Origin of the sequence: Stutzerimonas stutzeri, from assembly GCF_024448695.1 — a bacterium.
Lineage (GTDB): Bacteria > Pseudomonadota > Gammaproteobacteria > Pseudomonadales > Pseudomonadaceae > Stutzerimonas > Stutzerimonas stutzeri_T.
This window is the reverse complement of the sequence record NZ_JAMOHY010000007.1, coordinates 109,207-131,756: the sequence shown is the minus strand read 5'-3', so window position 1 is coordinate 131,756 and position 22,550 is coordinate 109,207. Positions and strand designations below refer to the sequence as shown.

The 22,550-nt window shown below is 60.2% G+C and carries 22 protein-coding genes and 1 riboswitch; of the genes, 14 read left to right on the top strand and 8 right to left on the bottom strand.

Annotated elements, in window-relative coordinates; genetic code table 11:
* The first annotated feature begins 92 nt into the window (after positions 1-92).
* A complete protein-coding gene (locus NAV32_RS08665; protein ID WP_256052397.1) occupies positions 93-686 on the top strand; it encodes an ACP phosphodiesterase in 594 nt (197 codons plus the stop codon).
* A gap of 32 nt (positions 687-718) precedes the next feature.
* On the opposite strand, the gene NAV32_RS08660 is transcribed toward NAV32_RS08665, so the two are convergent.
* Positions 719-1,171 (bottom strand): flavodoxin, encoded by a 453-nt coding sequence (locus NAV32_RS08660; protein ID WP_256052396.1) that lies wholly within the window; start codon positions 1,169-1,171, stop codon positions 719-721.
* Between the two features lie 223 nt (positions 1,172-1,394).
* Here NAV32_RS08660 and NAV32_RS08655 point away from each other — a divergent pair, with 223 nt between their 5' ends.
* The 6 genes from NAV32_RS08655 to cysZ all read left to right on the top strand — a co-directional run bounded on the left by NAV32_RS08655 (position 1,395) and on the right by cysZ (position 4,795).
* A complete protein-coding gene (locus NAV32_RS08655) occupies positions 1,395-2,021 on the top strand; it encodes a PilZ domain-containing protein (RefSeq protein ID WP_256052395.1) in 627 nt (208 codons plus the stop codon).
* Positions 2,022-2,107: 86 nt separating this feature from the next.
* A complete protein-coding gene (folM, locus tag NAV32_RS08650) occupies positions 2,108-2,818 on the top strand; it encodes a dihydromonapterin reductase (protein WP_256052394.1) in 711 nt (236 codons plus the stop codon).
* Between the two features lie 16 nt (positions 2,819-2,834).
* Positions 2,835-3,209, top strand: a complete 375-nt coding sequence (folX, locus tag NAV32_RS08645) for a dihydroneopterin triphosphate 2'-epimerase (RefSeq protein WP_256052393.1) — start codon at positions 2,835-2,837, stop codon at positions 3,207-3,209.
* Between the two features lie 57 nt (positions 3,210-3,266).
* Entirely contained in the window at positions 3,267-3,560 is a 294-nt protein-coding gene (locus tag NAV32_RS08640; RefSeq protein WP_256052392.1) for a DUF1244 domain-containing protein, read from the top strand.
* Positions 3,557-3,901, top strand: coding sequence for a HopJ type III effector protein (locus NAV32_RS08635; protein ID WP_256052391.1), 345 nt, complete (start codon positions 3,557-3,559; stop codon positions 3,899-3,901). Before NAV32_RS08640 ends, NAV32_RS08635 begins: the two co-directional genes overlap by 4 nt.
* A 141-nt stretch (positions 3,902-4,042) precedes the next feature.
* Positions 4,043-4,795: a sulfate transporter CysZ gene (gene cysZ, locus NAV32_RS08630; RefSeq protein WP_256052390.1), complete on the top strand. Its 753-nt coding sequence runs from the start codon at positions 4,043-4,045 to the stop codon at positions 4,793-4,795.
* A gap of 54 nt (positions 4,796-4,849) precedes the next feature.
* Here the strand turns inward: cysZ and NAV32_RS08625 are convergent, their stop codons facing one another.
* Both NAV32_RS08625 and NAV32_RS08620 read right to left on the bottom strand, forming a co-directional pair.
* On the bottom strand, positions 4,850-5,335 hold the full coding sequence (locus NAV32_RS08625) for a glutathione peroxidase (protein WP_256052389.1): 486 nt from the start codon (positions 5,333-5,335) through the stop codon (positions 4,850-4,852).
* 105 nt (positions 5,336-5,440) lie between these two features.
* Positions 5,441-5,926, bottom strand: a complete 486-nt coding sequence (locus tag NAV32_RS08620; protein WP_256052388.1) for an FKBP-type peptidyl-prolyl cis-trans isomerase — start codon at positions 5,924-5,926, stop codon at positions 5,441-5,443.
* A gap of 244 nt (positions 5,927-6,170) precedes the next feature.
* Between NAV32_RS08620 and NAV32_RS08615 the strand changes: the two genes are divergently transcribed.
* The 3 genes from NAV32_RS08615 to NAV32_RS08605 all read left to right on the top strand — a co-directional run bounded on the left by NAV32_RS08615 (position 6,171) and on the right by NAV32_RS08605 (position 10,609).
* Positions 6,171-7,358 carry an acetate kinase gene (locus NAV32_RS08615; RefSeq protein ID WP_256052387.1) on the top strand — a complete coding sequence of 396 codons (1,188 nt, stop codon included), beginning with the start codon at positions 6,171-6,173 and terminating at the stop codon, positions 7,356-7,358.
* 111 nt (positions 7,359-7,469) lie between these two features.
* Positions 7,470-9,566 (top strand): phosphate acetyltransferase, encoded by a 2,097-nt coding sequence (pta, locus tag NAV32_RS08610; RefSeq protein ID WP_256052386.1) that lies wholly within the window; start codon positions 7,470-7,472, stop codon positions 9,564-9,566.
* A 131-nt stretch (positions 9,567-9,697) separates the two neighbouring features.
* Positions 9,698-10,609, top strand: coding sequence for an acyltransferase (locus NAV32_RS08605; protein ID WP_256052385.1), 912 nt, complete (start codon positions 9,698-9,700; stop codon positions 10,607-10,609).
* Positions 10,610-10,627: 18 nt separating this feature from the next.
* On the opposite strand, the gene NAV32_RS08600 is transcribed toward NAV32_RS08605, so the two are convergent.
* The 4 genes from NAV32_RS08600 to NAV32_RS08585 form a co-directional block, all read right to left on the bottom strand.
* Positions 10,628-12,769 (bottom strand): putative bifunctional diguanylate cyclase/phosphodiesterase, encoded by a 2,142-nt coding sequence (locus NAV32_RS08600; protein WP_256052384.1) that lies wholly within the window; start codon positions 12,767-12,769, stop codon positions 10,628-10,630.
* Positions 12,770-12,868: 99 nt separating this feature from the next.
* A complete protein-coding gene (locus NAV32_RS08595; protein WP_256052383.1) occupies positions 12,869-16,567 on the bottom strand; it encodes a CHASE domain-containing protein in 3,699 nt (1,232 codons plus the stop codon).
* A gap of 148 nt (positions 16,568-16,715) precedes the next feature.
* A complete protein-coding gene (locus tag NAV32_RS08590) occupies positions 16,716-17,369 on the bottom strand; it encodes an OmpA family protein (RefSeq protein WP_256052382.1) in 654 nt (217 codons plus the stop codon).
* 191 nt (positions 17,370-17,560) lie between these two features.
* On the bottom strand, positions 17,561-18,190 hold the full coding sequence (locus NAV32_RS08585; protein WP_256052381.1) for a LysE family transporter: 630 nt from the start codon (positions 18,188-18,190) through the stop codon (positions 17,561-17,563).
* Between the two features lie 55 nt (positions 18,191-18,245).
* On the opposite strand from NAV32_RS08585, the gene NAV32_RS08580 reads away from it, so the two are divergent.
* From NAV32_RS08580 to NAV32_RS08565, 4 genes are all read left to right on the top strand, one after another.
* Positions 18,246-19,208, top strand: coding sequence for a 2-hydroxyacid dehydrogenase (locus NAV32_RS08580; RefSeq protein ID WP_256052380.1), 963 nt, complete (start codon positions 18,246-18,248; stop codon positions 19,206-19,208).
* A 63-nt stretch (positions 19,209-19,271) separates the two neighbouring features.
* On the top strand, positions 19,272-20,273 hold the full coding sequence (locus NAV32_RS08575) for a class I SAM-dependent methyltransferase (protein WP_256052379.1): 1,002 nt from the start codon (positions 19,272-19,274) through the stop codon (positions 20,271-20,273).
* A gap of 29 nt (positions 20,274-20,302) precedes the next feature.
* Positions 20,303-20,435: riboswitch (yybP-ykoY riboswitch) on the top strand.
* 91 nt (positions 20,436-20,526) lie between these two features.
* Positions 20,527-21,114 (top strand): TMEM165/GDT1 family protein, encoded by a 588-nt coding sequence (locus tag NAV32_RS08570; RefSeq protein WP_256052378.1) that lies wholly within the window; start codon positions 20,527-20,529, stop codon positions 21,112-21,114.
* Between the two features lie 85 nt (positions 21,115-21,199).
* Positions 21,200-21,643 carry an ester cyclase gene (locus NAV32_RS08565; protein ID WP_256052377.1) on the top strand — a complete coding sequence of 148 codons (444 nt, stop codon included), beginning with the start codon at positions 21,200-21,202 and terminating at the stop codon, positions 21,641-21,643.
* 23 nt (positions 21,644-21,666) lie between these two features.
* Here NAV32_RS08565 and NAV32_RS08560 read toward each other — a convergent pair whose 3' ends face one another.
* Positions 21,667-22,485 carry a M48 family metallopeptidase gene (locus NAV32_RS08560; RefSeq protein ID WP_256052376.1) on the bottom strand — a complete coding sequence of 273 codons (819 nt, stop codon included), beginning with the start codon at positions 22,483-22,485 and terminating at the stop codon, positions 21,667-21,669.
* Between the last annotated feature and the right edge of the window lie 65 nt (positions 22,486-22,550).

Sequence of the window (22,550 nt, the reverse complement as noted above, 5' to 3'; positions counted from 1 at the left end):
AATATCAGCTCAAAAGGATCAACAGCGCTACTTATAGATGGCCAGCCTGGCGCAGGATCGGCTCACCACTGGCTTTGCGCTAAGCTCGGCACATGAACTATCTCGCACACCTACACTTGGGCGGCCACCAGCCCACCGACATGCTGGGCAGCCTTTACGGGGACTTCGTCAAAGGGCCGCTGAATGGTCGCTGGCCCGCTGACATCGAAGCCGGCATTCGGCTACATCGCCAGATCGACGCTTATACCGATAGCCATCCACTGGTCCTCCAGGCGAAGCAGCGTTTCCCCAACGAGCGCCGACGCTATGCAGGGATTCTGATCGACCTATTCTTCGATCATTGCCTGGCAGCACACTGGCATCAATATGCTGACGAGCCACTGCAGGACTTCACTGAACGCGTTTATAAGACGCTTCGCGAAGAAGAACCCAGGTTACCTGGCAAACTTGCATTGATAGCACCGCGAATGGCCGCCCAGGACTGGCTAGGCAGCTACCGGGATTTCTCGGTAATGGAGCAGGTTGTAGCTGCCATGAGTCGCCGACTGTCCCGCCCCGAAGGTCTTGCCGGGGGAGCCACAGAACTGGAGCGCCTGTACACCCCCCTCCAGCAGGATTTTCAGGATTTCTATCCGCAACTGCAGGCCTTCGTCAGACGCAGCAGCAAACTAACCCCCCCTGAGTGATGATCCGCTCAACTTGAGCCATTTCGCATCCCTCAGCCCCGAATTGCCGCCGCGAAGCTGTCCAGCCAAGGCTCGGCATCAGTCTCAGGAGTTACCGTCTCACTCGCATCGAGGCGTAGCATTTCAACCACTTCGCAAATTCCAAGTTCGGCATAAAGCTCGCGAATCAGCTCACCACCACCACAGAAGGTAGCGCCGTAACTCGCGTCACCCAAGGCGATAACGCCGCCAGACAAACCTTGCCAGGCAGGAAACTCATCACGGATTGCCGAATACAGCGGAATGAAGTTGTCCGGCAACTCCCCCATGCCGGTGGTGGCCATCACCACCAGCAGCGCCTGCGGCGCGAACTCAACAACCTGCGACAGCTGCGCGCGCGGGTCATGCCACGTCTCACAGCCCGCAGCCTGCAGCCGGGTAGCGGCATGCCTGGCGACGTCTTCGGCAGTGCCGTAGACCGTACCGGAAAGAATGGCCACTCTCATGGTCGACTCCATAGCAAAATTTAAGCTGACATTATGCCGCATCCTGATGCTCACGCAGGGCAATCCAGCCATTCCCGGCAGCAGCACCCCACGGCAACACAGTGATCATGGAACCAACCCATGCAAAAGAGGTCGCACATGCATCCTGAAGAATGACTCCTGCCCTCGAGTTGGCTGGTCAGGATAAGCAGTCCCAGCCTTGCGCCTCGAAAAGGATTGAAAAATGGCGGAGAAGATCACCCTTACCCCCAAGGAACTGGCCTATATCAATAGGCTTATGAGTGATTCCTCTGTCGAACCGGATGAAACCCGATCCGGTTTCCGTATAGACGGAGGCGAACATGCCAATGGTTTGTTGCTGCAGTTGGCTGCGAAGGCCAGCCTGTCGCTCGAAGCTGAGCTGGAAGACTATTGCATGACCTTCCCGCTACGGCTGAGTGAAGATGAACTTCACGGCATACACTTACAGCTGGCACCGCCGACGATCTACGAGCGCGGGCCAGTGTTGCGAGCCTGGCGCCTGCATCTGGATGAACCCCTTGCACTGCTCTCCGACGACGGCAACGAAACTGCTTTGAGCGTGCATGAACTATCCCCTCACGGGCTACTGGTGGATACCGGATCGAAAAAGAGGGCGCCCAAGCATCTTCACCTGCGCCTGGCGCTACCAGGCAAAGAGCCGCTCAAGATCGATGCTCACCAGGTCCGTAACGCCGCAGACGGGATGACTGTCTATGAGGTCGAATATCAGAACAATGACGCCGAGCGCATTCGTTCCTATTTGTACGAGCAGCACCAGCGTCTCCATCCGGAGCTACAGCAGGAACTGCCAACAGGAAGCTCCGATTAAAAAACGACAGTGCAGGCTGGTGTAAGCTGCCCGGCAGTCGCGCCGCTGTTGCGAGCGCACCTTCGCCATCAGCCCAGTCGTGAAACATGCCCCAGACCAAGCCCCCGATTTTGATTACCGGAGCCAGCCAACGCATAGGCCTGTATTGCGCCGAACGCCTGCTCGACGAAGGACACTCGGTCATCGTCGGTTATCGTACACATCGCGCAGCCATCGACCGACTCCGTGAACGTGGCGCCATAGCGCTTCAGGCGGACTTTTCCGGTGCTGAGCAAATCCATGCCTTCATTGCAGCACTGAAACAGCAAACCGCCTCGTTGCGCGCCATCATTCACAACGCTTCCGACTGGCACGCCGAAACGCCGGGGCAAGAAGCCGAAATCTTTCAGCGAATGTTCGAAGTGCACATGCTTGCGCCTTACCTGATCAACCTCCACTGCGCCGAGTTGTTGCTACAGGGTGGCGCAGCCGACATCATTCACATCGGTGATGACGTCACTCGTCGCGGCAGTAGAAAGCACATCGCCTACGCAGCCAGCAAGGCCGGGCTGGACAACCTCACCCTCTCCTTCGCGAGCAGTCTGGCGCCTGCTATAAAGGTCAACGCAATAGCGCCGGCGCTGATACAGTTCAATCCGGACGATGACGAGGAATATCGCCGCAAGGCACTGGCCAAATCCGCGCTGGGCATCGAGCCCGGTGCAGAAGTGATCTACCAGAGCCTGCGCTACCTGCTGGACAATCCCTACGTCACCGGCACGACACTATGCGTTAACGGTGGACGCCACCTGATCTGACTCTCAAAGGACAACCATGGCCCGACTGGAACCTTCGATGGCGCGCATTCGCGTCAAGGACCTGAGACTGCGTACCTTTATTGGCATCAAGGAAGAAGAAATCCTCAACAAGCAGGATGTGCTGATCAACCTGACAATGCTCTACCCCGCAGCCAACGCCGTGCGTGACAACGACATCGAGCACGCGCTGAACTACCGCACCATCACCAAGTCCGTCATCCAGCATGTCGAGGACAATCGCTTCGCCCTGCTCGAACGGCTCACCCAGGAAATCCTCGACCTGATCATGCTGCATCAGGAGGTGCGCTACGCTGAAGTTGAAGTCGACAAGCCACACGCCCTGCGATTTGCCGAATCGGTATCGATTACCCTGGCTGCACACCGTGACTGAGTGATGATGGCCCGCGGCTTATGATCCCGCTCCACCTGCAATTCCGAGACCCAAGACATGAATGAACAAGAACGCACCGAACTCGAAGCCGCCGCCTTCCGTCGCCTGGTACAGCACCTGCGGAGTCGCCCGGACGCACAGAATATCGAACTGATGAACCTGGCCGGTTTCTGCCGCAATTGCCTGTCGAAATGGTACAAGGCAGCCGCCGACGACCTGGACATCGAGGTCAGCATGGACCAGGCGCGTGAAGAAATATATGGAATGCCCTACGCCGAATGGAAGCAGCGTTACCAGAAAGAAGCGACCCCCGAGCAGCAGGCCGCCTTCGACAAAAGGCAGAATCCATGAGCGGTCTTGAGGAATTTCGCGCCAGCCTGAGCAGGCCCGATCACACCTTCGACGAAACACTGGCCTTCATCGCCAGCATTTATGATTACCAGCCATGCCGTGTCTCCAATGGCAGCCTGGAAAACGCTGCTGGCGAGAATGAAGGCTCGTGTAAGACCCTCGGTCTGGCTGTACTGGAAGGATTTACAAGCGAAGAAGCCCTGCTGGCATTTGGCGAACATTATCGGGCAGTGCTCGCCAACCCTGGCGGAGAGGATCACCGCAACATTCGTGCGCTGATGCAAACCGGCCTCTCAGGGGTGCGCTTCGACCGGCAACCTTTGGCTTACAAGGCAACCTAACCCTTAAGCGGATGCCCCTGGGAAACCTGTGAGCCTGACCTGTCTGCCAGACATCCCAAAACGGCCCTCTCGCATTCAGCGGGGATGATCGGCTTCGCTTACTACTGGCTGAGCCCCCCTTCATCATATCCGGAGCTTCAAATGCCCATCGCTGCCCTGTCCGGCCCACAGTACCTGCGCGAGGGTCTGAAACTGATTCTCAGCCCGGGACTACGACTGTTCGTGATTCTGCCGCTTTCGGTGAATCTGCTCGTGTTTCTCGGCCTGATCTACCTGGCAATGCGCCAGTTCGGCAACTGGGTGGATGCCTTCATGCCCAACCTGCCCGAATGGCTGATATTTCTCGAATACATTCTTTGGCCACTGTTTGTAGCTCTCGTCGTGCTGATGGTGTTCTTCACCTTCACATTGCTAGCCAACATCATTGCTGCACCATTCAATGGTTTTCTCGCCGAGAAAGTTGAAATGGTTGCTCGCGGCGAAGACAGTTCGCCGCCCTTCAGTTGGTCCGAGCTATTGGCCATGCTGCCCCGCACCATTGGTCGCGAGGCGCGCAAGCTGGCCTACTTCGCACCTCGAGCACTGGCGCTGCTGGTTCTTTCCTTCATCCCGCTCGTCAACATTGTTGCCGCACCACTGTGGCTGCTATTCGGGATCTGGATGATGGCAGTGCAGTACATCGACTACCCGGCGGACAATAACAAGATGAGCTGGAGCGAGATGATGAGCTGGCTGCGCGGACGGCGCTGGAAGAGCCTGAGTTTTGGCGCCGCGACCTATGCCGCCCTGCTGGTCCCGGTACTCAATCTGTTGATCATGCCCGCAGCCGTGGCTGGGGCCACATTGTTTTGGGTGCGCGAAGGTGGCAGCGGGCAATCCATCGCCCGTTCATGAGCTGGGCAACGGTAGCGAGCCAGGATGCGCCAGGCGAGAACCAGGGCGCGCTACTTAGCCGGCGAGCGCGCTTTCAATAGCTTGAATCAGCTGCGGATCTTCTGGCGCGGTACGTGGCGAAAAACGCGCCAGCACCCGACCATCCATTCCGACAAGAAACTTTTCAAAGTTCCAGCTGATATCGCCCGGAAAGTCCGCTCCTTCGCCTGCCAGCAGGCGATACAGCGGATGGCGCTGCGGCCCATTGACTTCAAGCTTTGCACTCAGCGGAAAGCTGACGCCATAGTTCTCGGAGCAAAACTGCAGTATTGCCGCATCACTGCCCGGCTCCTGCGCACCGAACTGATTGCAGGGAATCCCAAGCACGCCGAAACCACGCTCCCGATAGCGCTGATGCAGCTCCTGCAGCCCCGCATACTGCGGAGTCAGTCCGCACTCGGAGGCCACATTGACCACCAGGGTCAACTGCTCCTTCAGCGGTGCAAGAGGCAGCTCTCGACCGTCAAGGCCGGGCAGAACCAGTTCGTGGAACGCGCTCATTTTTCTACTCCAGAAGATACAAAAGCGCTCCGACAAAACCGAAGCGCTTCCAGGGTCCGGTCGAACTCGACAGAGCTTCGACCGCTCACCTCGCTGGGGGGTGAATCAGTGCTGATGACCACCCTCACCGTGGACATGGCCGTGGGCGACTTCTTCTTCGCTGGCCTCACGCACGCTGACAATCTTGACCTCGAAATTGAGGCGCTGGCCAGCGAGCGGATGGTTGCCATCAACGATCACGTCATCACCTTCGACGTCGCGAATGGTCACGATCTGCATGCCGCCGTCCGGGCCGGATGCATGGAACTGCATGCCGATTTCCAGCTCATCGACACCTTCGAACATGGCGCGGTTGAGCGTTGCAACCAACTCCGGGCTGTATTCGCCATAGGCATCCTGCGGCTCAATGGCGACCTTGACCTCATCACCACCCTGCTTGCCTTCAAGGGCTTTTTCCAGACCTGCAATGATATTGCCTGCACCATGCAGGTAGACCAGCGGCGCGCCGCCGGCCGAGCTGTCGATCACCTCACCGGCATCATTGGTGAGCGTGTAGTCGATTGACACAGCCTTGTTAGCGGCGATCTGCATGAGGCGAAACCTTTTACTGGGGAATGTGGTGCGAAAGTTTAACCGCGGCAGCTGACGATTGCGAATCAGGCCCTGATAAACGGACCAGCCCGGAGCGCCCAACGAAACGATGTAGTCCTGCGTCGGACGGTGCTACATACAACCTTTGGAGAGCACCCTTTCCAAAACAGCTGTGCAAGAATCAGCACTAGAAATGATAGGCGACCCTACCCCACCAATTACCAAGTATAAAAAAGGAGCACCGATGTCGGCTCGTAACATCCTTGTGATTAACTGCGGCAGCTCATCGATGAAGTTTGCACTCGTCAACGAAGAGCAGGCCACATTCCCTCTCCAAGGCCTGGCCGAGCGTCTCGGCAGCCCCGAAGCGGTGCTTCACTGGCAACTGGGCGACAACAAGCAGAGCCTTGAAATTCCAGGTGCCGATCATCACGCCGCGCTGCAGCATGTCCTGCCGATGGCGCAGGAAGCCGCAGGTGGCCAACTCGCTGCCATTGGCCATCGTGTAGTGCATGGCGGAGAGCACTTCACCGGCTCCTGCCTGATCAACGAGGAAGTCCTGCAGGCCATCCGCGATAACGCACAGCTGGCCCCGCTGCATAATCCGGCCAACCTCGTCGGCATCACCGCTACTCTCGACCTGTTTCCCGATCTGCCGCAGGTAGCCGTTTTCGATACCGCGTTCCACCAGAGCATGCCCGAGCACGCTTACCGCTATGCGGTGCCCGAGTTCCTCTATAAGGAACACAGCGTGCGTCGTTACGGCTTTCACGGCACCAGCCACAACTATGTCAGCAAACGTGCCGCCGAGATGACCGAGCTGCCGGTTGAAGACAGCTGCTGGCTGACCGCTCACCTGGGCAACGGCTGCTCCACCTGCGCCGTCGTCAATGGCGAGAGCCGTGATACCAGCATGGGTCTAACGCCGCTGGAAGGTCTGGTCATGGGTACGCGCAGCGGGGATGTCGACCCGAACCTGCACAGCTACCTGAACCGCACCCTGGGCTGGAGCCTGGAGCAGATCGATCGCGTGCTCAACCACGACAGCGGCATCAAGGGCCTGTCCGGGCTGTCGAACGACATGCGCACCCTTTCTGAAGCGCGCGTTGCCGGTCATGCGGGCGCCAACCTGGCCTTCGAAGTGTTCTGCTACCGCCTGGCCAAGTCCCTGGCAGCCATGGCCTGCGCCCTGCCGAAACTCGACGGCCTGATCTTCACCGGCGGCATCGGCGAGAACTCCGTAGCCGTACGCGAACGCACCCTGGAACACCTGAAGCTTTTCAACTTCAAGCTCGACAACGCCGCCAACGAACGCTGCACCCGTGGTGTCGGTGGCGAAATCCAGGCTGCAGGCAGTCCGCGAGTCCTGGTGGTGCCGACCAACGAGGAGCGCCAGATCGCCCTGGAGTCACTCGAACTGCTCGACGCCTGACGAATCGTGTAGGCACACGTGTCGCGCAAACCCGACGCTCATCAAGGACGTCGGGTTTTGTTCTGTTCATCCTGGCCACCGCCCGAACCCTCTGTTTGACAGGAGACTCCCATGCATACGCTATTTCTCGCCCCCTGCGGTTTCGGCGGCGGTCTCAACTCCATCAGCCTGGGCCTGATTCGCGCCCTTGAGCACGCCGGACTGACGGTCGGCTTCTTCAAGCCGATTGCTCAGCCCTTCCCCGGTGACCAGGGCCGCGAGCGCTCCTGCCTGCTGGTCGAAAGCACTCTGAACATCACCTCGCCCGAGCCCCTGCCGCTGACGCAGCTGGAGCGCCAACTGGCCAACGGCGAACTCGATCTGTTTCTCGAGGACGTAGTCAGCCGCTATCAGCAAGTCGCCACCGGCAAGGATGTGGTGATTGTCGAAGGCATGGTGCCGACCCGCGAGTCCGACTACACCGCACGCATCAATGCCCTGCTGGCCAAGAGCCTGGATGCCGAAGTCATCCTGGTCGCCGCTCAGGGCGCTGACGAGCTCAAGCAACTGGCTGAACGCATCGAGATCCAGGCGCAGATGTTCGGTGGCGCCAAGGACCCCAAAGTACTTGGCACCATCCTCAACAAGGTCAACAGCGAAGACGGCGTGCCCGCTTTCATCGAGCGCATCAAAGCGCAGTTGCCACTGCTCGGCAGCGATATATTCCAGCTGCTCGGCGCAGTACCCTTTAACGCGGAACTCAACGCCCTGCGTACCTGCGACATTGCTGCTGCTCTCGGCGCACGCGTGCTGAGCGCCGGCGAGGCTGATCAGCGCCGCGTGCAGAAGATCATCCTCGCCGCCCGCACCGTACCGAACATGGCGCATTTGCTGCAGTCCGGCGTGCTGGTGGTAACGCCCGGCGACCGCGACGACGTCATCCTTGCCGCCTGCCTGGCTTCGCTCAACGGCGTCAAACTGGCCGGTCTGCTGTTGACCGGCGACTTCGGCCCGGACCAGCGCATTCTCGACCTGTGCAAGGCAGCACTGGACAGCGGACTGCCGGTGATGACTGTACAGACCGGCTCATACGAAACCGCGACCAACCTGAATGGCCTGAACCGTGAAACGCCCGCCGACGATATCGAGCGTGCTGCAAAGGTCACCGATTTCATCGCCTCGCACCTGCAACCCGAACTGCTCCACCCTCGGCTCAGCGTACCGCGCAGCGAACTGCGCCTGTCGCCACCGGCGTTCCGTTACCAGCTGGTCAAACGCGCCCAGGACGCCAACAAGCGCATCGTCCTGCCGGAAGGCAACGAGCCACGCACCGTTCGCGCCGCGGCCATCTGCCAGGAACGTGGCATTGCCCGCTGCGTGCTGCTGGCCAAGCCGGAAGAAGTCCAGGCCGTGGCCCGCGAACAAGGCATTACCCTGCCGGCCGGTCTGGAAATTCTCGATCCTGACGTGATCACCGAACGCTATGTCGAACCCATGTGCGAAATGCGCAAGGCCAAGGGCCTGACCCCGGCCGATGCGCGTGAGCAGCTCAAGGATACGGTGGTGCTCGGCACCATGATGCTCGCCCTGGATGAAGTCGATGGCCTGGTTTCGGGTGCTGTGCATACCACCGCCAACACCATCCGCCCGGCTCTGCAGCTGATCAAGACCGCACCGGGTTACAGCCTGGTTTCTTCGGTGTTCTTCATGCTGCTGCCCGATCAGGTGCTCGTCTACGGCGACTGTGCGGTCAACCCGAACCCGAGCGCCTCCGATCTGGCGGAAATCGCACTGCAGAGTGCAGAGTCCGCCGTCGCCCTGGGCGTCAATCCACGCGTGGCGATGATCAGCTACTCCACCGGCAGCTCCGGCGCGGGTGCCGAGGTGGAAAAAGTCACTGAAGCCACCCGCATTGCCCAGGAACGTGCACCTGACCTGCCAATCGATGGTCCACTCCAGTACGACGCCGCTTCCGTGCTCAGCGTCGGCAAACAGAAGGCCCCGAACAGCAAGGTTGCCGGCCAGGCCACCGTGTTCATCTTCCCCGATCTGAACACCGGCAACACCACCTACAAGGCCGTTCAGCGCAATGCCAACTGCCTCAGCGTCGGCCCGATGCTGCAAGGGCTGGCCAAGCCGGTCAACGACCTCTCCCGTGGCGCCCTGGTCGATGACATTGTCTTCACCATCGCCCTGACCGCCTTGCAGGCTGCCAACCAGAGCGCCTGATCACCCTCGCCACAACGCACTCCCGGTCCTCAGTGGCCGGGGTGCGTGGCGCCTTTCACCTGATTCCCCGCTTGCAGTTCATCCGCCAATCGTTACCCTTGCCGCATATTGTTGTACTGGCGAGCCAATCGATGCTGAGTTTCCTTCCTGCCCCACTGCGGGGCGTTCTGGCCGGCCTTCTGCTGGCGCTTAACACGCTGTTCTGGTGCTGGCCGCTGTTCGCACTTTCGCTGCTCAAGCTGGTACTGCCGATCCCCGGCATCCAGCGTGCACTGCGCTTCGGCATGCACTGGATCGCCGAGTCATGGATGGCAGTAAACGCCTTCTGGATGGACCTGGTACGGCGCACACAATGGCATGTACAGGGCCTGGAAAAGGTCGATATGCGGCATTCCTGGCTGGTGACCAGCAACCATCAGAGCTGGGCCGACATTCTGATGCTGCAGTACCGGCTCAACCGGCGCATGCCGATTCTCAAGTTCTTTCTCAAGCAGGAGCTGATCTGGGTGCCGGTGATCGGCCTGTGCTGGTGGGCGCTGGAGTTTCCATTCATGAAGCGCTTCAGCAAGGAATATCTGGCCAAATACCCGGAAAAACGTGGCGAAGACCTGACCACGACGCGCAAGGCCTGCGAGCGCTACCGGAGCAACCCGGTGTCGGTGTTCAACTTCCTCGAAGGCACGCGCTTCAGTGCTGCCAAACACGCCGAACAGGCTTCACCCTATCGCCATCTGCTCAGGCCCAGAGCCGGTGGTATCGCCTTCGTCATCGATGCGATGGGTGAGCAGTTGAGCGCACTCATCGACATCACCATCCATTACCCGAGCGGCAACCCGAGCTTCTGGGATCTGCTGTGCGGGCGCGTCGACCAGGTGGTCATGTGCATCGACTCGCGCCCAATACCGACCGAGTTTCTGCGCCGCAATTACGACCAGGACGAGGACTATCGATTGAATTTTCAGCTGTGGGTCAATCAGCTCTGGAACGAAAAGGATGCGCAGCTCGACAGGCTGCATCAGCAGTTTCCGCCGACACAGCCATAAATTCTGAACAGCAAAGTTTCAAGCGTCGGTCTCTGCACCCAGTTTTGACCACTTGACCTTGTCGGGGAAGGCCAGGACTTCCTTGATCGTCAGCCCTGGCGCCACCAGAAAGCCCTGCATGACCTGGCAGCCATGTTCGACCAGCCAGTCGCGCTGAGCCAGGGTTTCGACGCCTTCTGCGATCACTTCAAGCTCAAGATGACGACCCAGGTCGATAATGGTGCTAACGACAGCGGCGTCGCGCGGCGAGTCAAGCATATTGGCGATGAACAGCCGGTCGATCTTCAACGTATCGAGCTCGAAATGACGCAAATAGGCCAGCGATGAATAGCCGGTACCGAAATCGTCCACCGCGACCCGCACACCCAACTCACGCATCTTGCTAAGTTTGGCGCAACTCTGCTCAAGATCCAGCATCAGCGCACCCTCGGTCACTTCCAGCTCCAGCTGACGCGGATTGAGCTGGTATTCATCCAGCAGACAACGCAACTCGTCCAGCAGGCTGGCGCGACCGAACTGCACCGGGCTTACGTTGAAGCTGAGAATCAGCTCCTCACCAAATCGCTCGCGCCAGTTGCGGCATTGAGCCATCCCCTCGCGCAATGCCCACTGGCCAACACGCTCGATCAGCCGTGTTTCTTCCAGCAGTGGAATGAAGACACTTGGCTCGACCTCCCCACGCCCGGCAAAATCCCAGCGCAGCAATGTCTCGAAGCCGCGCAGCCGCCCCGTTTCGAGCATTATCTGCGGCTGATAAACCAGCCCAAAGCCATTACGCTCGATGGTGCTGCGCAGGTTTTCCTCCATCATCAGCCGCGCATGGGCACGCCCGTTCATTTCGCTGGAGAAGAAACGGTACTGCCGCCGCCCGGCACGCTTGGCCTCGTACATGGCCATATCTGCCGAGCGCAGCAGCTCTTCCACGCTCTGTCCGCAATCGGGAAAGTGAGCGATGCCGATACTGGCGCCCAGCGTGACTTCGGTACCATCGACGGTGTGCCGAACTGAAATCAGCTCGATGAGCTTTTCCGCCACCCTGGCGGCATCTTCCGGATGATCGAGCGAGTCCAACAATGCTGTGAATTCATCGCCGCCCATGCGCGCGATGATGTCGTAGGGACGCATGCAGGTTTCCAGCAGTCGCGCCACACGGCAGAGAATTTCGTCACCGGCATCGTGCCCCAATGAGTCATTGATGCGCTTGAAACCATCCAGGTCGATATAGAGGATGGCCATGCGCTTGCCGTTACGGTCGACCCGCGCCAGCGCCGAGTCGAGCGCCTGGTGGAAACCACGTCGGTTGAGCAGACCTGTCAGCGAGTCGGTCACGGCCTGGGTTTCCAGCTGCACATGCAGATTACGCACCACTGACATGTCCAGGGCAATCACCACCATCGAGCGCTGCTGACGTGGCAGTGGCGACGCGGACAGGGCCACTGGCAAGGTGCCGCCGCGGGCGGTGTACAGCTGGGCCTCATGCAGACGGTAGGTTTCGCCGTTGCGCCAATGCTTGTAGAAATCGCTGTCACGCCAGGCATCGGGCATCTGCGGACTGGCCAGGTGGTCTGCCAGCGCCGTGCCCTGCAAGCGCTCGACCTCGGTATGCAGCATCTGCGCAATCGCCGGGTTGGCAAAACTGATGTATCCGTCTTCACCCACCACGAGAATGCCTTCGGCGGCATTGTTCAGCACCGAGGCATTGAATGCGCGGGCGCTGTCGAGCTGCTGGCTCAGCAGTTGCAGATTGCGCCGATTATGCTCGTGACTGAGCAGCGTATTGATCTTGTGCTTGAGCACCTGAGGGTCGAAAGGCTTGAGAATGAAATCCACCGCACCGGTCGCGTATCCACGCAGGACTGACTCACGGGTATGCGCAATGGCTGAAACGAAAATGATCGGGGTATAGCGTGTATGCGGATTACCGCGCATCAGCCGCGCCACCTCGAAACCATCCATGCCGGGCATTTGCACGTCCAGCAGCACCAGCTCGACATCCAGATCGAGCAGGGCCTGCAGGGCCGCCTCGCCGGAATTGACCGTATGGACCGTCCAGTCTCCATCACCCAGCAGGGCTTCCATCGCAACCAGATTCGCTTCGCGATCATCCACCACCAGCAGTGTGCGGGCCTCCGATTGCACCTTGGCCTGCGCCCACGGCATCAGTCGCACTCCCAGCAGGGCATGCACCCGCCTCCAGCTTCAGTGATGCGGGCAACAACAGCGGACAGACATGAGGGATGCATCGAACGCTTCTCCTTGTTATGGGCCTGGCGAGGCTGCGGAGCTTCCCAGACAGCGCTGCAGCAGGACGGCCAGCTCGGTGCTTTCGACCGGCCTGCACAGCCAGTCATCGGCCCCCGCTGCGAGGCCCGGCTCGCGCTCGGAGGGTGCAGCGCTGGCCGTCAATGCGACAATCGGCACCTGACAGCCATAGTCGTTTCTCAGTTGCCGGATCAGAGCGACACCATCATCATTCGGCAGCTGCATATCAATCAACGCCATGTCGAAAGCGTCTTCATCGAAACGTTTGAGCGCCTCGATTGCAGTCATGGCCGGAACCACCTGCAAGCCCTGCTCATCGAGCAAGGCGCTGATGGCGTAGATGGATCGCACCTCGGGTACCACTAGCAGTACCCGCTGGCCCAGTGTCGGGTGTTCCTGTTCGTTTTTGGTCACCGTCACCGAGGTGGGTGCGGCAGGCCTCAATGCATCATCCATGTGCTCCAGTCCTTCCGTTTTTGACAACGCAACCGACGGATAGCGTCGGAGTCGTTGGAGGTTTTTTTCCGAGAGAGGTTCATTACTGGTCAGAACCACACGCACCTCATCCAGTGAGCGCAAGCGGTCGAGCGCATCAAGCAAATCCAGCCCGTTTTCATCGGGCAGATCGAAATCAATGACCAGAACCACGAAGGAACGTTCGGCATAGGCCAGCCGTGCTTCTTCACTGCGCCGGCATTCGATCACGCGATAACCCAGACTCTCGAAATGGCTACGCAGTTGCCGTCGCCGTTCAGCATTGGTCTCGACCAGCAGCAGCCGTGCGGGGTTGACCTTCTGTAGCGCCAGTTCGATGAACAGTTTCTCCAGTTCCGGCTGTGTCACCGGCTTTAGCAGCCAGCGTGAATCATCATCCACCCAGTTCGGCGGCTGCGCTGCTGAGGAAAGGATGTAGACCGGCATGCCCTGATGGCGACCATCGGCACGCAGCATGCGGTGGACCTGCCAGCCGCTGATGTCCGGCAACCGGATATCGAGAATGACTGCCGCGAAGCGGTCCCGTTCGAGTGCCGCCAAACCTTCCTGTCCGGTCGCGCAACTGACGCTTGAGAAGCCGTGCGCCAGCCCAACCTCGCTGATTGTCGAGACCAGCTCGGCATCATCCTCGATGATCAGCACACTGGCACCCCGACCGCGACCAGGCGATGAAAGTGGCCGAAATTCGGTCACGGGCGCCTGCCCTACCGGCAAATCAACAGTGAAACAGGCACCGCTGCCCTCGGCACTTTCAAGCCGGATCTTCCCCCCAAGCACTTCTGTCAGTTGCCTGGCAATTGCCAGCCCAAGCCCGGTTCCGCCGTATCGCCTACTGGTGGAACCGTCGATCTGCTGAAAAGCCAGGAAAATGCGTTCATGCTGATCCTCAGCAATGCCAATGCCGGTGTCACGGACCTCGAAGCGCAACACCTCGCCCTCACCATCTGCGACCCTGTGGCTGACATGAATCTGGACCGAACCCTGCTCGGTGAACTTCAGGGCGTTGGTGACAAGATTGCGCAGGATCTGCTGCAGCCGCTGACGATCACTGATCACCGAAGCCGGTACATTCGCGTCAATACGTGTACTCAGCACCAGATGCTTCTGTTCAGCCATGGCTGCGAGTTCATTGGTCAGCTCCGTCAGCAGTCCAGCCAGATCCAGCGACTCCTGCCGGATCTGCATATGTCCACTTTCGATCCTGGCCAGATCGAGCACATCATTGATCAGCTGCAGCAGATCCTGCCCCGCGCGATAAATGATATCGGCATGCCGAACCTGCTTTTCCGTGAGATTACTGGCGGCGTTCTGCCTGAGCTGGTCACTGAGGATCAGAATGCTATTGAGCGGTGTACGCAGCTCATGGGACATGTTGGCGAGAAACTCGGATTTGTAGCGGTTGGCTGTCATCAACTCATCGGCCTGATCGCGCAAGCGCCGTTCAACCGCCTTGCGGTGACTGATATCAGTCACCACCGCCTGCACCAACAGCTCCTCACCACTGCGCAGAGGCGACAGACCCACCTCGACCGGCACCTGATGGCCATCACGATGGCGACCGAACAGCTCGCGATTGTCACCCAACCGGAGCGATTCCGGCTCCTGCATGAAACGGTGACGCACTTGCAGGTAGGTCTTGTGCATCGAGTCGGGGATCAGCACCTCGACGGATTGTCCGATCAGCTCCTGTCGGTCGTAACCGAACAGCAGTTCGGTCTGGCGGTTGACCATGACGATCCGGCTCTCGTAATCGAACAGCAGAAACGCATTGGGTGAGGCCTCGACCACGTTGCGGAAACGTTCCTCGTCACGCTTGCGCGGCTGCAGATCGACCAGATTGAGCAAATGATGGATGCCATCATCCCGATTGAAACTGGTCAGGCTCAGGGAAACCGGTACCGCACTGCCATCCTCGCGTATCGCCGGGCTTTCCTGCTGAGCGCCTTCGAGCCCCTGCTCGCGTGACGGTTCTTCCAGCGCCCCAGGCAGGTAACGGTTGAGACGCTCGCCGGCAAGCAGGCCTACCGTACTGCCCAGCAATGTCGCGGCACTCTGGTTGGCCAGCTCGATACGCCCTCGGGAATTGCACAACAGCGTTGCTACCGGCAACTGCTCGATAAGCTGGCGAAACCGAGCTTCACGCTCCTGCAACTGAGCACCGAGTGCCTGACTGCTGCGCAGCGCACGTTCGCGCAAAAAGAGATAACCGCCGACCAGCAGTGAAAACAACACCGCAGCCGTCATGGCCGCCGCCAGGCTGAAAGCACGCCCCGTGCGATTCAGAATTGCCTCGTACTCCGGCGTACTCGCCGCCTCCAGCTGCCAGCTACGACCATACAAATAGATGTTACGCGTGCGATGAAAGCGAGCCTCGGCACCGACAGGCGCGCGCCCTACCAGCAGGGGCACATCCGGCTCCGCAGCATCGAACAGCTGCAGCTGAAACAACCTGCTGCGCGAGCCCAGCACGCCTTCCATCAGATCCGTGAGCCTGAAAGCACCATGCAAAGTGCCGGCGAAGGCTTCCTGGCGCTCATCAAGCGTGGTGGTTGGTGCACCTGTCCGGTATAGCGGCAGGTACAGAAGGATGCCCACTTGAGTGTTCTGCTCGGTTTCCTGCTTGAGTCGCAAAGGTCCCGTCAGCATGGGGGTACCCAGATTGCGTGCAGCCTCAACGGCTTCCCGACGGGCCTGCTCGCTGAACATATCAAAACCCAGCACGCGTCGGTTGCGCCAGTCGAGCGGATGAATGTAATCGGTAATCAGATATTCAGCGCGCTCGCCTGGGGGGTACATGCGGAAATCATCACGACCACTTTGGGCAATCCGGGCGAGGATGCCGTTCAGTTCGGCAGCACGCCCATAGCGGGCCAATGCAACCGCCTGGATACCCGGATAGAAATCCTGTAACTGCAACTGGTCCGAGGCACGGTTCCAATCGGCCAGAGAAACCTCATCGCTACCGACGAACAGACCTGCCAGCCCGCGCAGCACCATTTCGTAGGCCCGCATACGCTCGCGCAAGGTGCTTTCGACATCATTGACAGCCAGGTTGAACCGCTGCGCCTGCTCGGCGTGGATGCGCGTTTCCTGAGCGCGCCATTGCCAGCCGATCCATCCACCCAGCCCGGTTATGAGGACAACCGTCACCAACAGCGGCAACCACGGCTTGCGCGAATGGAGAGCGTACCGACTATCCATTCGACCTCCTCAGTGCCATGGCTCGCTGTCACGAGCTTCTGAGTCACGGAGCGTCGATAGGTTCAATGAGGGAAAGGAAAAGATAGAAAAATGACGCCGCTTTACAGACACAGGCACGCCCGTTGCGGACGCGCCTGCTATCACCCCCTTAAAGCGGGCGCAGATTGATCTCGACACGACGGTTCTGCGCACGTCCGGCGGCGCTGTCGTTGCTGGCAATCGGCTGGCTCGGGCCTGCGCCATAGGAAGAGATGCGCGAGGACGCTACGCCGTTGCCTTCAAGATAGGCTGCAACACTGCGCGCACGGCGATTTGACAGGTCCTGATTGAGCTGCAGCGAACCGGTACTGTCGGTATGCCCCACGATATCGATGCCGTTCTTGTTGAACTCCTTGAACACCAGCACCAGCGAATTCAGCGTCGAATAAAAGCCGCTGGAGATATCCGCCGAGTTGCTGGCAAAGGTGATGTTACCGGGCATGATAAGGGTCAGGTTGTCGCCCTCGCGCTGAACCTGAACACCAGTACCCTGCAGCGTCTGACGCAACTTGGCCTCTTGGGTGTCGACGTAATAACCGTAACCACCACCGGCTGCGCCACCGACTGCGGCGCCGATCAGCGCGCCCTTGGCGCGGTCCTTTTTGCTCGACGTTGCAGCACCGATCACAGCGCCGCTGACCGCGCCTACGCCACCGTAGATACCCGCCTTCCCGGCCTGTTGCTGGCCGGTATAGGGATTGGTCGTACAGCCAGCCAGCAGTGCGAGAGAGGCAGCGAATGCGGTCAACTTCAGCGTTTTCATTGGAGTACTTCCTTCATTTCATCAATAACACGAGGGCCACCCGGCCTGTGCGGGCAGCCTGAACTGGCCGTAGATTAACATCGACCAAGCGCAGGAATGGGAACGGAAGAGCAAAACCCTGTCAGCACTCACCGCAGCGCTGAGTACAAACCCGTGCAGAGCCTTGAATGGATTCTTGAGAAAGTTTTCCGTCAGGCCATCTCACTGACCACCAGGCGCACCCCAAGGCCAATCAGTACCGCACCCGTGAGCCAGTCGAACCAGTGCCCCATGCGGGCAAACCCGGCCCGCACGCGCTCGCGACTGAACAACCAGGCCAGCAGGCAGAACCACGCGCCAGTGGCGAACGCCAGATAGAACCCATAGCCGGCCTGCACGGCAAGCGGGGTATGAGGGTCGATAACCACTGTGAACAGGGAGAGAAAGAACAGTGTCGCCTTCGGGTTCAGGCCATTGGTAACAAAGCCGATAGTGAATGCACGTCGGCGGGACAGCGGCGCGGCCGGTTCGGTTACTGATATAGCACCCGCCACTGCCGGTCGCGCGCGCAGCGCCTGAAACCCCAGGTAAAACAGATAACCCGCCGCCAACCACTTGAAGAGGTTGAACAGCAGGATCGACTGCGAGACGATCAGACCAATCCCGAGCAGCGAATAACTCACGTGCAACCCAATGCCGCAACCTACGCCAAAGGCGGTCCAGCTACCGCTTTGCTGGCCACGGGTAACGCTTTCACGCACCACTACCGCAAAATCAGGTCCGGGGCTGGCCACGGCAAGCACATGCACCAGAGCCACCGTGAGAAATTCCATCCAGTACATTTATTGACTCCGCCATTCAGGGCATCTGCCCTCTGATTCATTCAGGTACGACTTCATGAGCAACCGCCGCGCCGTATTTCTAGACCTCGCCCCGCTCGATCAGGGCGATCTCGATTTGAGCCCATTGCAATCAGCCTTCGATGAGCTGATCTGCCATACCCAGACCGCCGAGGAGCAGATCATCGAGCGCCTGCAGGGCGCGCAGGTCGCCATCGTCAACAAGCTCACGCTGGGCGATAAGGTATTCAGCGCCTGCCCGGACCTGAAGCTGATTCTGGTAGCAGCCACCGGCCTCAACAATATCGATCTTGCCGCCGCTCGACAGCGTGACATCAGTGTCTGCAACTGTCAGGCCTATGGCACTGCCACCGTTGCCCAACACACCCTGATGCTGCTACTGGCACTCGCCACACGCCTGCCGGATTATCAGGCCGCGGTAGCCCGTGGCCGTTGGCAGGAAAGCGGACAATTCTGCCTGCTGGACTTCCCGATCGTCGAGTTGGCCGGCAAGACGCTCGGCATCCTCGGTCATGGTGAGCTGGGCAGCGCAGTGGCCAGGCTCGCCGAAGCCTTTGGCATGCATGTGCTGACCGGCAACCTGCCCGGCCGTCCAGCACGCCCAGAGCGCCTCGCACTGGAGGAGCTGCTGCCACAGGTCGATGCGCTGACCCTGCACTGCCCGCTGACCGAGCAGACCCGCAACCTGATCGGCGCCCGCGAACTACAACTGATGAAGCCCACAGCCTTTATCATCAACACAGCCCGCGGCGGCCTGATCGACGAACAGGCGCTGGCTGAAACCTTGCGCCAGGGACATCTGGGCGGTGCGGCCACCGACGTGCTGATCAGTGAGCCACCGAGCCACGACAATCCGCTGCTGGCTGCCGACGTGCCGCGCCTGATCGTCACCCCGCACAGCGCCTGGGGCAGCCGCGAAGCACGGCAGCGCATCATCGGGCAGATGAGCGAAAATGCTGAAGCGTTCTTTGCCGGTACGCCCAAGCGCCTGGTCAACTGATGCCGCTTACGCTTATCAGGCCGTAACAAGCTTGCTAAGCTCGCCGGTTTTCCCGGAGGCATCATGGATCCCCGAAGCGAAGTACTGCTGCGCCAGGCCGAACTTTTCACTGGCGATCTGTTGCTTGCCGGTCTACCGGCGGACGATCTGCTCGGCCAGCTCTCCGGGGCCAGCGGCTGGAGCTGGCACGCCGGCGATCATCAGGTGCTGCAGGCCCGCTTCGCCGGGCGCTGCACATTCGGTGTGCAGCCCCCGGCAGCCAGCTTCGATACGGCGGTGCTGTTTCTGCCCAAATCCCGGGAACTGACCGATTACCTCCTGAACGCGCTGGCCTCCAGACTGCAGGGCCAGTTGCTGTATCTGGTCGGCGAAAAACGCGCCGGCATCGAGCGCGCGGCCAAACAGCTGGCGCCGTTCGGCGAGCCGCGCAAACTCGACAGCGCCCGGCATTGCCAGCTCTGGCAGGTCCGGGTAGAGCACAGCCCGCCCACACCCAGCCTGCCGGACCTGGCCCAGCACTTCAGCCTTCAACTGGCGGATGGACCGCTGCAGATCATCAGCCTGCCCGGCGTGTTCAGTCATGGTCGGCTCGACCGTGGTACGCAGCTGCTGCTGGGGCAGCTCGACAACTTGCCAGCCGGTCGCCTGCTGGATTTCGGCTGTGGCGCAGGCATCATCGGTGCGTTATTGAAACGCCGCTATCCGCACAGCGACGTACACCTGCTGGATGTCGATGCCTTCGCTGCCGAAAGCAGCCGCATGACCCTCGCCGCCAACGGGCTGGAAGCCGAAGTCATCAGCGGTGACGGCATCGATGCCGCGCCCCATGAGTGCGCCGCGATCATCAGCAACCCGCCCTTTCATCAGGGCGTACACACCCACTACGCAGCCAGCGAAAACCTGCTGCAACGCGCCGCCAGCCATCTGCGCCCCGGCGGCGAACTGCGCCTGGTGGCCAACGCCTTTCTCAAATACCCGCCGCTGATCGAGGCGCATCTGGGACATTGCGAAACCCTGGTGAACGCCGACGGCTTTCGCATTTATCGCGCACAACGCGAGGCCTGACCCGACTTGCACAACGCGCTGCGCTTGGGCAAACTCGCGTCCGTCCTGGGGGAGTAGTCTCCGGCGAGCGCCCTGCTCGCCTGGCATGCGTCAACATACTTGGTCCACAGACCATGGTGCATGCGACCTGCGCGGCCTGTTTCGGCAGCCGACGCGCGGTTTGACAAGACCCATGACACGTACCTCTGACCCTGGGCGGGCGGATGTTGCGTGTCATGGTGATTTCGTCGACCCGCCCTTTAAGGAAACCCGCTTGGAATCGTTCTACATCTCCACCCTGATCGTTGCGCTCGCCGAAATCGGCGACAAGACCCAACTGCTCGCATTGTTGCTGGCAGCGCGCTACCGGCGTCCGGTGCCCATCATCTGGGGCATCCTCATCGCCACCCTGGTCAACCATGCGCTGGCTGGCGCCGTGGGCAATTGGGTTTCCACGCTGGTTTCACCGGCCATCCTCAGCTGGATTCTCGCTGCCTCCTTTGCCGCAGTTGCCCTGTGGACGCTGGTGCCGGACAAGCTGGAAGACGACGAGGCCGCGCGCGGTCGCTACTTCGGTCCCTTCTTGGCCACGCTGGTAGCATTTTTCCTCGCCGAGATGGGCGACAAGACCCAGGTGGCAACGGTCATGCTCGCGGCCCAGTACCCTGACTTCCTCTGGGTCATCGTCGGCACCACATTGGGCATGCTGATCGCCAACGTGCCGGTGGTACTGGCCGGCAACTTTGCCGCCGACCGCCTGCCACTGACGCTGATCCGCAGGATTGCAGCCATTGGCTTCGCCGCTCTGGCCCTGTATGCCGTCTATCAGGCACTGAGCCTGAACGGCATGCTTCCAGTCTGATACGCAGCGCAAATTGCCCGCTCCCCGGTACTGCTAGAGTGCCTCCATGCCGCGTTTCTGACGGCAAGACAGGGGAGCAGGCTGCATGTCACCGGAGGAGCGAAAACGTCGGGTTCGTCAGCATATCGACCTGAGCTGGGGCAAGGGTCGCCTGGCGCTGGCCGAGCAGTTGCAGAGCCGCTATTTCAGTTACAAGAGTTCATTCATCGCGCAGCCGGTCAACAGCGCGGGGTTTGGCCTGATCGTGCGGGAAATTCGCCTGGCCATGGCGGATCTGGAAGTGGTCGTGGATGAATGCCTCAGTGAAGACAACCGCGTGGTCACGTCCAGCACACTGTTCGGCACCCTGACAAAGCCGGCGTTCGGCTATCCGCCGAGCGGCAAGATACTGACGGTGGCGGTCATGTCGTTCTGGACTCTCAATCCCGGGGGCGACATCGAGGAAATCAACAGCCTGTTCGATCTGGAAAGCGCCCGACAACAACTGGGCGCGCACACTCCTTTCCCGATCACCTTGCCACCGACCTGATCGGGCGGTGGCACCCTCCGGCTTCAGCGACCTTTTCGGCGCTGCTCATACAAGGGCATGACCTTCGGAATATTTGTCTGCAACGCCTGCGTGCGACTGCTGGAAGACGGGTGTGTGCTGAGGAACTCCGGTGGTGCCGAGCCACCGGCACTCGCCATCTTCTGCCACAGGCTGACCGCTGCATTCGGGTTGTAGCCGGCGCGTGCAGCCAATTCCAGGCCTATCAGATCGGCTTCGTTTTCATTGCCGCGGCTGTTGGGCAGCGTCATCAGGTATTCAACGCCCATGTTGGCCAGCTGCAGGCTGCCATCGCCGACGCCCAGAGCCGAGCCCAGCTGCGTCGCCATCTGCACCCCGTAGGCCTTGGACATCGCCTCGCGACCGTGCTCGCGCAGCGCATGAGCAATTTCATGCCCCATCACCGCGGCGATCTCGTCATCGGTCAGTTTCAGCTTTTCGATCAGGCCGCTGTAGAAGATGATCTTGCCACCCGGCCCGCAGTTGGCATTCAGCTCCGGACTGTCGATCACATTGACCTCCCAATCCCACTGGGCGGCGTCCGGGCGAAACGTCGGCACCTCGGCAATCAGTCGCTGGGCGATGCCATTGACCCGCTTGGCCAGCGCAGTATTTTTCGCCAGGACACCCTTCTGCGACGCTTCGCTCAGGGTTTGCTGGTAGGACTGCGCATACATCTGGTTGACCTGTTCAGTGGACAACATGCTGAACATGTACTGCTTGCGTTCGACGCCAATCGCACCGCCACTGGTGGTGTTGACTGCCTGGCAACCCACGAGCAAGGAAGCGGCCAGGGCCAGGTGGAAAGTATGCGGCTTTAGCATGTGGCGTCTCCGGTGAGTTCTGCGCCGTATGCTAGGGGCTGTTGCCGTCACGTCGCAAGCCGCAT